The organism is Roseobacter sp. MED193, assembly GCF_000152965.1.
Classification (GTDB): domain Bacteria; phylum Pseudomonadota; class Alphaproteobacteria; order Rhodobacterales; family Rhodobacteraceae; genus Pseudophaeobacter.
This window is the reverse complement of record NZ_CH902583.1, coordinates 556,652-568,985: the sequence shown is the minus strand read 5'-3', so window position 1 is coordinate 568,985 and position 12,334 is coordinate 556,652. Positions and strand designations below refer to the sequence as shown.

Below are 12,334 nucleotides of genomic sequence, written 5' to 3'. Positions count from 1 at the left end.
AGCGACGAGCGGCAGCGCTCCGTGCAATGCGGGAACACGACATCTCGCAGCGCCGGGTCTGCCGTCTTGTTGGTGTCGATCCCAAAACTGTCAGGCGCGACCGTCCGCCGGACAATCCCGAGATCCGCAAGGAGATGAAGGCTATTGCGAACACGCGCCGCCGATTTGGCTACCGGCGGATCGGCGTGATGTTGGAACGCAAGGGAATGATCATGAATCACAAGAAGCTGTATCGACTCTATACGGAGGAAAAGCTTGGCGTCAGGCGACGACGGGGCCGCAAACGGGCCCGTGGGTCACGAACACCGATGCCTGAGGCCCTCAAGCCTGGTGAGCGCTGGTCGCTGGACTTCTTGTCCGACACGTTCGGGGCATCGCGCAGGTTCCGCATTCTGGCTGTGAACGATGATTGCTGCCGTGAGAACCTGTGCCTGATGGCCGACACCGGCATCTCAGGGGCGCGCGTCGCCCGGGAGTTAGATGCCCTTGTCCGCATCTATGGGAAACCCGCCAGCATTGTCAGTGACAATGGGACGGAGTTCACCAGTCGGGCGATCCTGAAATGGGCCAACGACAATGGCGTGGACTGGCATTACATCGACCCGGGCAAGCCGCAGCAGAATGCCTTTATCGAAAGCTTCAATGGCAGTTTGCGCGACGAGCTGCTGAACGAGGAGATGTTCGACAGCCTGGAGGATGCCCGCCGAAAACTGGCGCTCTGGCGTTACGACTACAACAACGTCAGGCCGCACTCATCTCTTGCGAACCAAACACCCGTAGAAGCGCGTCGAGCGCTTGAGAAATTTGAAGGCTCCGCGCCCGACGCGCTTGCCCAAACCGAAACCGAGGAATATGAAATCCGAACCCGCAAACTCTCGTTATGAACGCGGGAGCCTCGGGGGGCAGGTCACGAAAAAGCTCGGTTTTGCTAGAGAAAACGCGAAAGGGGTAGGATTCTGACCTTCCCTAGGAGGTACCAGAGGTCACGAATGGGAGTGCTTTTTCCAGTTGCGAAGTCTGTTTCCTATCGCTGTTCTGTGTCCTATCAGCACAGGCTTGGCGGTGCAGACCTCAACCTCTAGAACGGATAATGGTAAAGCAGGAAAGGTAAAAACGCGCCTTATTTTCAGGCGCTAAGCTCCAAGGCTTTTTCGAGGTTTGGAACATCTGTGTAATTTTTCTATCGAACAGAAACGTTTTCGGAAACTGACGTGATATTTCGAGTTTCGTTTCAACCTGATTTCGATGTTGGCGAAAGCCCGTCGAGTGCACGCTTTGTCCGCACCGCGGCCTACCAACCTTCGCTGCACCTCTCACAAGTTACTGCGTCTCACGCGGCGTCGCAGCGGTAGATGGCTGTGTGTCCAGGGCGAAGGGCAGACTTTGCAAAGTCTGCTTTCTGCGCATAGCCGCCGTTGCCCATGCGCCGTGATTGTCATGCGAACCTTCAAGAACCGTAGATGACTGCTGTCAGCCCAAAGTGACCGTTGCGAAGGGAGGCTGGCTCTCGTTGCCGCACATGCAAAAATCGCGTCTCGACTTCCCAGAACCGGACATTCAAGCTGTCAAACGTGGCTTTTTGCCCTCAATGTCGGCAGTGAGCCCAAATCGTCACTTTCGGAACGCGCGGCTCGACACCTGAATCGAGTTCCTAGACGGGTCTTTGGCATTGGCAAATTCATATCCGCCAGCCTTGTGGATCTTGCCAAAATCAAGCCCGTCACCCTTAGCAACTTCGCAAAAAGCCGCTACGTTCTCAACGTCGAAAACGAGCTTCACCAAAACCTGCCCTTCTTTCTGCTTGGCCGCTGCTGGATGCAAAAGCAATGATATACCTGAGGTTTGCGCCCTTAACTCAACGATGCGATCGCCTTCAGTCCGCAACACAGAGAAACCAAAGTGCTTGGCGTAAAATTGCACCATCTGATCGATCTTGCTTGTGTATATCACCAACCGCCCGAGTGATGTTTCCATTTTTGCGCCTTCGGAAAGTTCCGTGTCAGGAGATCTTAGCACGGCAGCGAGCAAGACGGCAGCTTCGTCCGCTCTGCCGACCTTGACTAATTGCCTCAGTACCGTGTTGGCGTGCTGGTGCGGAGAACGGCGGCTGTGAGCCCAGAGTGCACAAATCAAAAACCGCAGAAAACGATACAGGGATAAGTTAGGTTCCGAGTTTCTTGAGTTGTAACACGTCTGACGACGAGACGACCTCGACAGCCGTTCCAACTTTGAACCTCGCTATCTCATCGAGGAATGCATCAGCGATGCTAGCGTTTTGTTCCGCAGAATGATGCCGAGTTCCTTCACATGCCTTCATCCTTTCCTGCAGAAACTCAGATGTAACTGGACCTGTCGCGTTTTAGTGCCGCCCCAAGTGCTCGTTTAAGCCACCTTTCGTTCGAAGGCGACAGGGCTTTTCCAGCCCAGTGCTGAGTGACGGCGGCGTGGATTGTAGAACCCGTTTATGTATTCGAAGATCGCCATTTCAGCCTTCCGACGGGTCTCCCAAGGATGCCGCCAGATCAGTTCAGCTTTGATGGTCTTGAAGAACGTCTCGACGGCGGCGTTGTCGTAACAATTACCCTTACCGCTCATCGATACTTTGAAGCCGTTCTGGCGCAGGATTTTCTGGTAGTCATGGGAACAATATTGCGACCCGCGATCCGTATGATGGATGCAGCCTTTGGGCGGCTGCCGGAACGCGATGGCCATATTCAACGCCCGGATCGCCAAGTCGCGTTTCATCCGATTGCTCACGGCCCAGCCGATAACACGCCTTGAATGCAGATCGAGGATCACGGCCAGATACAGCCAGCCTTCGCGGGTCCAGACATAGCTGATATCCCCCGCCCACTTTTGATTTGGCAGGTCAGCTGAGAAGTTTCGATCCAGCAAGTTCGGCGCGATATTGAACTTGTGGTCACTGTCTGTCGTGACCTTGTGTTTGCGTGTTCTGACAACAGATATCCCGTTCTGGCGCATCAACCTGCCAACACGACGGTGGCCCACGTTCAAACCGATCTCCTTCAACTCTTCGGTCATTCGTGGGCGGCCATAGCTCCCCAAACTAAGCCGCGACTGCTCTTTGATATGAGCCAGCGTGACCAGATCAGATCGCTGCCTACGACTGGCTGGGCGACTGCGGAATGCGCGTAACCCGCGTGCGCTGACACCGACGACCTCGCACAACCGGGCGGCTGGAAAGCTGCCCCTGTGTTCTTCGACAAACCTAAATCTCATTGCTTTAGGCCCGCAAAGAACTGGGTGGCTTTTTTTAAGATCTCCCTCTCCTCCTTCAGGAGCCGGTTCTCCCGTCGAAGTCGATCATTCTCTTGAGCCAGGCTCAAATCCTCTTTGGAAACCACGTCTGTGTCTCGGTGTGCAGTGATCCATTTGTTCAACGTCGACATGCCAACACCCAGATCGTCAGCCACCTGCTTACGCGTCAGCCCACTGGTTAATGCGATGCGCACCGCATCTTGTCGAAATTCGTCTGTCCGTTTCAGTCCCATAGTTCATCTCCTTTGTTGCAGTAAATGCTATCAAAGGAGCGGCATCAAACCGTGACAGGTCCAAACTGATTTTCCTGTGTAAACCACGCCTGCCGCATCTGATACTTCGCCGGAACGTTCAGTCACAAGCTGGAAAATGTCCATTTGGGCAGGCAACACGAACTCACTTTTTGTCGTGAACTTGCCATCCCTCAAGGCGACTAAGGCTTTCTTGGTCATGCGTCGAAACTACCCTTCCATGATTACTTTGAGCGAATAGCTAGAGCTGTTGTAGCGTTTGCTGCATCCATATGCAAAGAAGGTCTGCTTTGTCCGCACTGCTGCCGTCCAACCCCAGAAAATCGCCGCACCTTGCATCAATGACCGCTTCTCACGCGGCACCGCAGCGGTCGAGGGCTGTGTTCCCAGGCCGAAAGGCGAACTTTGCAAAGGTCGCTAACTGCGCATAGCCGACGTAGCAGGGCTGCGCGGCTGGCGCCGATCCGTCCAGGTTGCGGATGACTGCTGTCAACCCTAAGCGGGCACTGACATGGCGTGCTTCGCTCTCATTGCTGCGTCTGCGAGATCTGAAGGTCAGTTTCCCGAAAGCAGACCTTCTGCGGTTTCAGGCTGCCCGATCGGATGCTGCGACGGCAGCTATACGCAGAGTGCGGCCTTGGCAATTTATTACAGATTTCCCGAAGCAGACATTAGGATAGGCATCGACGATGGTCGCTATGAGCTCATTGCGACCGGTGCCGCGCTTAATCTTAAAGGCCGATCAGTGTTGGAAAGCTGACTTCGATTGCACATTAAGACTGTTGCACTGAGCCTAGCCTTGCCGAAATCCAACGGTTTTGCCACTCTGCATTGGACCAACAGGATGGTCCTAACTTACGTCTGAGCTGTAAACTTGCCGATAAAATACACTGACATCTACCCGTCTGAACCACTACTCAACAGCGATGCCGTGGCCCGCCCTTCGGCTGCAGGACTTATGTCTGTGCGGTATTTCCAGGCCGCTCCGAACCAGATGCCTGAGGACGAATTTGACGAGCATCACGTGCTTCTGAACCTCAATCGAAATGTTCATCGCGTTCAGAATTGGCGAGATGGGGAACTACGCGATTTCATGTTTCACAAGGACGAGATCGTTGTGACGCCAGCGGGGATGCGGTCCGGTTGGCGGTGGCACGGCACGTCGGATGTGATCGTTATTACGCTGGACCCTGTCAAGGTTGCTCAATTTGCGCAATCCGAGCTGGGCATCTTGCTGGACCCTCAGCAATTTTGCGATTTGCCACAGTTTTCTGACCCCGACCTGTGTGCCGCCGGAGTCATTCTTCGTGATGCCCTGGAAACTGATGATATGTCTTCGGCGGTGATGTTTGAGGCGATGAGCCGCGTGTTTCTGGTCAAGCTGTTACAGAAATACGGGAAGCGCCGTGCGGAGGAGGTGGATTTGTCTGCGCGTTTCACGTCCCGGCATTACCAAAGTGTCCTGTTCTATATTCAGACCCGGCTGGATCGGACCATCACCGTTGATCAACTGGCTGCCGAGGCGGGGATGAGCTCGTCTCATTTTGCGCGCTTGTTCAAGGAAACGCTTGGCTCAACACCCATGCAATATGTCATGGCCTATCGGATCGAGCAGGCGATCAGGATGATGGAGGACACAGCACGCCCGCTGGGTGATATCGCGCTGGCCTGTGGGTTTGCGGATCAGGCGCACTTTACTCGCAGCTTCAAACAGGTGGTGGGGCAAACACCGCGGACGCATCGCGTGGCAAAACCCGCCTGAGCAGGATTCTACAAAAACGCGGCAGGCAGGTGCAATTTTTCCGAAAGAAAGCGGCGTATCTTTTGGGTCACCGGGCAAGACGCCCCCCAGATGCACCAACGGAGATACCGCCATGAAATCCCTTGCTCTGACCACGGCTGCCGCACTGATGGCCTCTACCGCTGTTATTGCTCAGGTCGAAACCCGCACCGTGACTTTCGAAAACGAAGGAGCGGTGCTTTCAGGCACGCTCTACCTGCCTGAAGACCGCGGCGAAGGCCCGCTGCCCACCGTGGTTGTGACCGGAGCTTGGACGTCCGTTCAGGAACAGATGCCAGCCAACTATGCTCGTGAAATGGCGGAACGTGGCTTTGCTGCCTTGACCTTTGATTTCCGCGGCTGGGGCAAGTCGGGCGACCTGCCGAACAACGTACGTTTCGTGGAAAGCCCCGAGGCCAAAACCTCTGACATCAAGGCCGCGTTTGAATTTGTCGCAACCCTGTCTGAGGTCGATGCGGATCACATTAACGGTCTGGGGATCTGTGCTTCGGCGGGCTATATGGTTGACGCTGTGGCGGATAACCCGCTGGTGGATCGCCTTGGTCTGGTAGCCCCGTGGCTGCACAACAAAGAGATCGCCGAATCCGTTTATGGCGGTAAAGAGGGCGTCGCGGGCCTGATCGAAATCTCTCATGCTGCCCAAGCCAAAGGGGGCGAGCTGATCCCAGCCGCTGGTCCCGAAGGTGCAGAAGGCGTGCTGATGCCCATTGGTGGCTACTACTTTGAGGTCGACCGTGGGGCGATCCCGGAATATGACAACAAGTGGAACAATGCAGGCTGGGAAGGCTGGCTGACCTATCATCCTGCTGACAATGCGCAGCGTTTGGACAAACCGCTGGCCATCGTTCACTCGGAAAGCGCCGCGATCCCGCAGGGGGTGCAGACCTTCCTGGCAGGCCTTGCCGGTGAGGCCACCGCACAGTGGCTGGAAGGCGTCACCCAGTTTGACTTCTACGACAACCCTGAGGATGTGGCCCGTGCTGCCGACACCGTGGCAAACCACTTCCGAAACGGCCTGAATGGCTGAACCAAACTGGTAAGTGCCGGGCCCAAAGGCCCGGCATCCCTTCACGGAGGACATCCGATGACCCGCATATTTCTCACAACTCTCGCAACCGCAAGCCTGATTGGAGGCATGGCCATGGCTGAAACACCCGAGGACAACATGAAAGTCGTCCAGGACTTCTTTGCTGCTTACGGTGCAAATGACCTAGACGGGATCGCAGCCGTCATGGATGAAAATGTGAAATGGCACATTCCCGGTCGCCACCCATTAAGCGGAACCAAGAAGGGTCGCGACGAGGTCCTAGCCTTTTTTGCCCAGCTGGGCCTGGCCGGTTTCCAAGCAGATCCGATTTATTTTGGTGCCGACGACACCCATGTGGTCGATATCTATCGGGGCTGGTCCAACGCAGATGGCAAGCCGAACGTCGATACGACCTGGGCGCTGGTTTACCGGATCGAGAATGGCAAGATCGTCGAGGCGACGAACCTCAGCGCCGATCAGGACGCCGCCAACACTTTCTTCTGGTCGCAATATCAGCTGGCCCCGGTGCCCGACCGTTTGGCGAACGAGTGAAGCGACTCTGCCATTCGATGAAAGGACACTGAAATGACTCCTAAACTTCTCATATCCTTCACAACCGCTACCCTGCTCGGAGGCACAGCCATGGCCGACATGATCTCCGCCGACACCGCCCAAAGCATTAGCCGAGCCATCACCGACATCGCCGCGGGAGCAGACCGTCACGATTGGACGCGCGTGCGTGACGCCTTTGCCGACAGCATCACCACCGACTACACCGGATTGTGGGGCGGCGATCCCGTGACTCAGCCCGCTGATGACCTAGTCGCGGGTTGGGCCGCCTTCCTACCCGGCTTCGAGATCACCCATCACGTGGTTACCAACCACACAATCTCCGAACTGACCGACGCAACAGCCAAGGCCGAAGCCGATTTCACCGCCACCCACCGGATCAAGGACGGGTTTTGGGTGCTGGGCGGGCGCTATAGCTATGATTTGGTGAAGGACGAGAATGACTGGAAAGTCACCTCAATGACCATGACACCGCTGAGGGAGACCGGCGACCGGTTCCTCGTTGCTTAAGCGGGCGAACGTGCTGCAGCGGCGAACTGAGCTTCAGCACAACACATGCCTGGAGCCCCCATTCTGGCAGGCCTCGTTGCCCATTGCTACTATGGCCGATTCGCCCCGCACCTCTCATCAATGACCGCTTCTAACGCGGCATCGCATCGATTACAGGCTGTGTTCCTGGGCCAAAAGACAGACTTTGCAAAGGGCTCTCTCTGCGCATAGCCGCCGCTTGTGCAAACCTCAGGGAATGCAGGCTCAGTTGTACATCTGGTGGAACTCTCGGCGAGCTTCAGCACGCTTTGCATCTAGGTAGTCAGCCAAGTCTTGAAGGTGGACACCCTTGGCAGATTTTTGACTGGCTTCAATCCGAACTAGAGGTAGGGCCAGTTGTCCTTCATTAATCTTTCTGATGAATTTGGGCAGTGTGAGGTGAGAAAAAAAGTCCTCCCGAACTTTGTCGGCAGGTATTACGGCCTGGCCGTTGTACTGGGCCATCAAGAAGAATGTGGTGTTCATTTTGGATTCCATCAAATGGGGGTGGGGTTTCGGGTTGGTCTCGGGGGTATTTGGAGTTGGGCTTGTTGAGGTTGTTGCGGATTGCGCCTGCAATCATCAGCCCATAATCTCGGTCTTCTGGCATCCGTGCTGCACGTGCTTCCGCCTCGATCCGTGTGGCCATTTCTTGGGCCGTTTCTTTCATGACAGCGCCTCTGGGAACTGTGTCCAACCGCTAAAATCCAGAACGCGACCAGCAGGTTTCTTGCCGACTTTGAAGGCCAGCATCGCTCCTGTCCCCCACGATCCGAGTTCGTCCGGGGCGCTGTGGTTTCCGCCGAGTTGTAGGCACGAGGTCGCGACCTTGCAGGTTTTTCCATAAAGATCGTCAATGACTTCTTGATCCTGATGAGGCTTCGCTTTGTGGGGGGGAGCGGTAGAGTGGGGCGATTTCGATATCATCCAATTGCGATATGGATTTCCACTCACCCCACTGTTTGAACAGGAAGGGGGTTTTAGCTGCCTTGCATTGGTCGCGCAGGGACTGGACCCATGCTGGGTGCATATGGCGCGCTTCTGGACCGCTCTCACCTCCGCAGGTCTGCCCAGTCTATTGCAAACAACGAAGGCATCCTTCATCGCTTGTGGATCTAGGGGAATGCCCCAGGCGGGCCGAGTCAGCGCAAAAACGGCGGCTAGATGGGATAGATTGTTGCCCGCAGTCGAGGGTTCTCGCGCTGCGCTTAGTTCTTTGGCAAACTGGACGGTGTCTGGGCTTTGGATTTCATTTCAGGGCATGCTCGCTATGTCGTATTCTCGGATAGAGCGAAGAACCTGTGCCTTGGTCTTTCCAATTTTCTTACTGCTTTCAGTTGTGTAGCGGTCAATTGCTGCGGCTAGGGTTCGATCTTTACTCTTGATTGCTGAGAGATCGTCACCGGCAGCTTTGATTTCTTTCATCCGCTTCTCATACCAAGCTGCTGCAGATGAGTGCTTGTCAAACGTGCGGGACTCTCGGTGTGCCCATTTACCGTTTCGTCTGATGTTTATTTGTGCGACATAGGCGGTGGAACCACTTTTGCGCTTTCGTTCAACTATCTGGGCCATATCTGAACAACATTTTGGGTCAATTTGAGCTACACATATTGTTCAAAAAGGAAAGAATGGGCAAAAACAAGCATAAATGCGCAACCATAAGGTGAGAGCTGCGGAGACCATTTTGATCATTAAGTCAGATAAAATAGATACTTACAGGTCTGCACGCCTATCCGTTGCTCCCATGATGGAATGGACTGATCGCCATTGTAGATACTTTCATCGGCTGCTCAGTCAGGAGGCGCTGTTGTATACAGAAATGGTGACAGCTCCAGCCCTGGTTCGGGGCCAGGCTCTGCATCTGCTTGAGTATAACGCCGAAGAACATCCTGTGGCTTTGCAACTGGGAGGGTCCGATCCTCAAGAGCTGGGGCTGGCCGCGCAGTTGGGCGGCGAGGCAGGCTATGATGAAATCAATCTCAACTGCGGCTGCCCCAGTGATCGGGTACAGTCTGGCGCCTTTGGTGCAGTCTTGATGCAAAGCCCGGACCTGGTGGCTGACTGTATCGCCGAAATGCGGGCCAAGGTTGCTGTAGAGGTCACGGTGAAGTGCCGCATAGGGGTGGATGAGCAGGAACCGCGCGAAATTCTGCCGGTTTTTTTGGAAAAAATTCGCGCGGCCGGCTGTCAGCGGGTTACGATACATGCGCGTAAAGCCTGGCTTAAGGGCCTGTCACCAAAAGAAAACCGCGATATTCCTCCGTTGGACTATGATCTTGTACATGAGATGAAACGCGCCTTTTGTGATATGCATATCTCGATCAATGGGGGGCTCGACACGCTGGATGCGGCGATTGCCCACTTGGAACAGGGGCTGGACGGGGTCATGGTGGGGCGCGCCGCCTACCATCAGCCCACCGATATTCTAGCTGCGGCTGATGTGCGGGTCTTTGGCACGGGCGCGCTGCGCGATCCCTGTGAGGTGGTTCTGCAGATGCTGCCCTACATCGAGGCTCAGATGGGGCAGGGGGCGCGGCTGCATCAAATCACCCGCCACATGTTGGGGCTGTTTGCAGGTCGCCCAGGGGCGCGGGCCTGGCGCCGTATGCTATCTGAAGGCGCAAGCCGTCCTGGCTCTGGCCCAGAGTTGGTGCTAGAGGCCATGCAGCAGGTACAAAATCCGCGCATAGCTGTCTGAAGTGATTTTGGGTGGCTCGTTCAGCAAGTCAACGTTTCAACCGAGCAGCGCGACCGCCGCGCCGCTTTGTCAGGTTGGCGGCCCGAGAAGGCAGTTCCTGCATCACCTCCAAGCGTTCTGCATTGGAGAGCCTTGACCACTGGGTGATTTCGTCTATGGAGCGATAGCAGCCGGTGCAGATGCGTGCCTCTGGATGGACGACGCAGATATTGATGCAGGGAGACTGGATTTCATCCCGCTGCCAAACCTCTTTACCATTGCTCTTAGTCATTCTTCAGGTGCCTCATTCGGTCAAGCGCTCCCTGTAGGATATAGGAGGCGGCGACATGGTCGATTAGCTCTGCGCGACGTTTGCGTGACGTATCTGCCTCTAAGAGAGCTCTTTCTGCGGCTACGGTGCTTAGTCGTTCGTCCCAGAACCCGATCGGCAGTTCGGTCAGTCGCGACAGGTTGCGGGCAAAGGCGCGGGTTTTCTGGCAACGCGGCCCTTCTGAGCCGTCCATATTGCGCGGTAGGCCAAGCACCAGCCCACCAATTTCGCGCTTTTTCACGATTTCAAACAGGTGGTCCGCATCCAGGGTGAATTTCTTGCGCCGGATGGTTTCCAGAGGCGTTGCCACCGTGCCCATCCGGTCCGAGATGGCAACGCCGACGGTTTTATCGCCAAAATCCAGGCCTGCCAGCGCGGTAAAGCCCGGAAGGGCGGCTGCGAAGTCCTCAAATTCGTCATATATCATGGCTCCAACCCCGCCATTGAAGCTGCAGCCTCAAGCTTCACCAACGCCTCGGCATCAGAGGCAAAACGGGTCTTGGCCTCGGTATAGATTGCCTTGGCACGCTCTTGTTCGCCCAAAACACCCAGAGCACCGATCAGCTGTGCCCATTCTGGCGCAGTGCCGCCTTCGGTGGCGAGACGGTCCGACAGGCGCGCGACCATGCCCTGGATCATCTCCTGACGCTCGTCCATCGTCATCTCTTGCGCGGCGGACAGATCTTCGGCACTGGGGCCGGCCAGAGCGGGACCTGCGGCATCTGGAGCCGCAGGGGGCGTGATTGGGTTGTAGTCAACACCGGCACGAAAAGCCATTTCTTCGATCTGTGCCTCGATTCCATCGATCCAGGGCGCGCCTTTGGGCCCCTGACGCAGCGTGTCCGCCCAAATTCTAAAGGCGATGTCTGGGCGATTGAGCTGCCCCTGCAGCAAACCATAATAATAGCGTGCCGGGCCATTGCGCGGATCCAGCTGCAGGGTTCCATCCAATAACTCTTCTGCTTCGGGTGAGACATATCCACCAGCGGCCATGATCATCAGCTCTGCCAATTCTCCGTAGTCCTGCGGTTCAAGATCACCACTCATGATGCGAATATAGTTTTCCTTGGCCTGATAGGCCGCGACGAAATTTCCAAGATTGGCCTCATGTTGTGCCAATAAGGCCTGCCCCTGTGCGTCATCGGGGCGTTGGCCCGCGGTTTGGCGCAATTGTTCCACCAAATCCGCATAGCCGGGCTCGATATCTGGATTTGTCTGCGCCGGAACCTTGCTTTCGGCCTCTGCCTGATTGGGGCGGGTTTGGGCATAAAGATCCGCGGCCTCGATCCGACTGGCCAGTCCCATATCGCCGTATCCGGGCGCTCCGAGAACTGCATAGAGCAACAAGGTGCCCCCGGTCAGCAGCGCCGCTGACAACAAGACTGTGACGCGGCTCAGTCCCCTGGGCTGGGTGCTGCCCGAATTTTGGTTTTGCAATTGCGCATCCGCAGCCAGAATGCGGCGTGAGACCTCGGTGCGTATTCTTTGCGCATCGGATTCATTAATCACGCCACGTTGCAGGTCCTTGTCCACGTCGCTCAACTGCTGGCGATAGACCCGCAGATCATAGGCTGCTGGGGGTTCTCCAACTGAGTGGGCCCGCAATAGGACCAGCCCCAACAGGGCGGTCATCGCCAGCGCTACAAAGGAAATCAGGATCCAGAATACCATGCTTACGTTGCCTCTTCGGTCACATATTTGGGCCGGGTCGCCGCTCACACCCGTCTACAGGGGCGCGGCAAAGGAAAAAAGGCCTAAGTCGCGACCTGCGCGCTCCTGTCCAATCAGGGTACGATTGGTCGCATGTCGCAAGAGTACAAAAATGCGACGATAAACGGCACCGTATCCGGTAGCCTGTAAGGCATACCTA

The 12,334-nt window shown here is 56.0% G+C and carries 14 protein-coding genes and 1 pseudogene; 6 read left to right on the top strand and 9 right to left on the bottom strand.

Annotation, left to right across the window (positions count from 1 at the left end; genetic code table 11):
• Positions 1-884, top strand: an 884-nt coding sequence (locus MED193_RS05195) for an IS3-like element ISRosp2 family transposase (RefSeq protein ID WP_083790455.1), incomplete at its 5' end; no start/stop codon positions are given.
• Between the two features lie 727 nt (positions 885-1,611).
• Here MED193_RS05195 and MED193_RS05190 read toward each other — a convergent pair.
• The 3 genes from MED193_RS05190 to MED193_RS22875 form a co-directional block, all read right to left on the bottom strand.
• The gene (locus tag MED193_RS05190) at positions 1,612-1,974 is read right to left on the bottom strand and encodes a VOC family protein (protein WP_039965919.1); all 363 of its coding nucleotides are present in this window, start codon (positions 1,972-1,974) and stop codon (positions 1,612-1,614) included.
• A 408-nt stretch (positions 1,975-2,382) separates the two neighbouring features.
• A protein-coding gene (locus MED193_RS05185; RefSeq protein ID WP_085978289.1) for an IS3-like element ISRosp1 family transposase occupies positions 2,383-3,512 on the bottom strand; the annotation gives its coding sequence in 2 pieces (ribosomal slippage) (positions 2,383-3,281 and positions 3,281-3,512; 1,131 coding nt in all).
• A 30-nt stretch (positions 3,513-3,542) separates the two neighbouring features.
• A complete protein-coding gene (locus tag MED193_RS22875; protein WP_009808601.1) occupies positions 3,543-3,731 on the bottom strand; it encodes a hypothetical protein in 189 nt (62 codons plus the stop codon).
• Positions 3,732-4,488: 757 nt separating this feature from the next.
• Between MED193_RS22875 and MED193_RS05170 the strand changes: the two genes are divergently transcribed.
• Genes MED193_RS05170 through MED193_RS05155 form a run of 4 tightly spaced genes read left to right on the top strand, consistent with a single transcriptional unit; the run spans position 4,489 to position 7,438 of the window.
• Positions 4,489-5,292: an AraC family transcriptional regulator gene (locus tag MED193_RS05170; protein WP_009808600.1), complete on the top strand. Its 804-nt coding sequence runs from the start codon at positions 4,489-4,491 to the stop codon at positions 5,290-5,292.
• Complete coding sequence (locus tag MED193_RS05165; protein ID WP_368072268.1) at positions 5,183-6,358, top strand: alpha/beta hydrolase; 1,176 nt, start codon at positions 5,183-5,185, stop codon at positions 6,356-6,358. The genes MED193_RS05170 and MED193_RS05165 overlap by 110 nt, the downstream gene beginning before the upstream one ends.
• Before the next feature lie 57 nt (positions 6,359-6,415).
• Positions 6,416-6,910: a nuclear transport factor 2 family protein gene (locus MED193_RS05160; protein WP_009808598.1), complete on the top strand. Its 495-nt coding sequence runs from the start codon at positions 6,416-6,418 to the stop codon at positions 6,908-6,910.
• Positions 6,911-6,943: 33 nt separating this feature from the next.
• On the top strand, positions 6,944-7,438 hold the full coding sequence (locus MED193_RS05155; protein ID WP_039965914.1) for a nuclear transport factor 2 family protein: 495 nt from the start codon (positions 6,944-6,946) through the stop codon (positions 7,436-7,438).
• A 243-nt stretch (positions 7,439-7,681) separates the two neighbouring features.
• On the opposite strand, the gene MED193_RS05150 is transcribed toward MED193_RS05155, so the two are convergent.
• The 3 genes and pseudogenes from MED193_RS05150 to MED193_RS22870 all read right to left on the bottom strand — a co-directional run bounded on the left by MED193_RS05150 (position 7,682) and on the right by MED193_RS22870 (position 8,881).
• Positions 7,682-7,942: a pyocin activator PrtN family protein gene (locus tag MED193_RS05150; protein ID WP_039965911.1), complete on the bottom strand. Its 261-nt coding sequence runs from the start codon at positions 7,940-7,942 to the stop codon at positions 7,682-7,684.
• A 367-nt stretch (positions 7,943-8,309) separates the two neighbouring features.
• Positions 8,310-8,507, bottom strand: a pseudogene (locus MED193_RS22540) (DUF5131 family protein); the annotation flags it as partial.
• Between the two features lie 203 nt (positions 8,508-8,710).
• Positions 8,711-8,881 (bottom strand): hypothetical protein, encoded by a 171-nt coding sequence (locus MED193_RS22870; protein ID WP_157041283.1) that lies wholly within the window; start codon positions 8,879-8,881, stop codon positions 8,711-8,713.
• A gap of 262 nt (positions 8,882-9,143) precedes the next feature.
• On the opposite strand from MED193_RS22870, the gene dusA reads away from it, so the two are divergent.
• A complete protein-coding gene (gene dusA, locus MED193_RS05135; RefSeq protein WP_039966672.1) occupies positions 9,144-10,154 on the top strand; it encodes a tRNA dihydrouridine(20/20a) synthase DusA in 1,011 nt (336 codons plus the stop codon).
• A gap of 28 nt (positions 10,155-10,182) precedes the next feature.
• Here dusA and MED193_RS05130 read toward each other — a convergent pair whose 3' ends face one another.
• From MED193_RS05130 to ccmI, 3 genes are read right to left on the bottom strand one after another with little or no spacing between them, the layout of a single operon-like run.
• Positions 10,183-10,425: a DUF1289 domain-containing protein gene (locus MED193_RS05130; protein WP_009808593.1), complete on the bottom strand. Its 243-nt coding sequence runs from the start codon at positions 10,423-10,425 to the stop codon at positions 10,183-10,185.
• Entirely contained in the window at positions 10,418-10,891 is a 474-nt protein-coding gene (gene ruvX / locus MED193_RS05125; protein ID WP_009808592.1) for a Holliday junction resolvase RuvX, read from the bottom strand. Before ruvX ends, MED193_RS05130 begins: the two co-directional genes overlap by 8 nt.
• Positions 10,888-12,135, bottom strand: coding sequence for a c-type cytochrome biogenesis protein CcmI (ccmI, locus tag MED193_RS05120; RefSeq protein WP_009808591.1), 1,248 nt, complete (start codon positions 12,133-12,135; stop codon positions 10,888-10,890). Before ccmI ends, ruvX begins: the two co-directional genes overlap by 4 nt.
• Positions 12,136-12,334 lie beyond the last annotated feature (199 nt).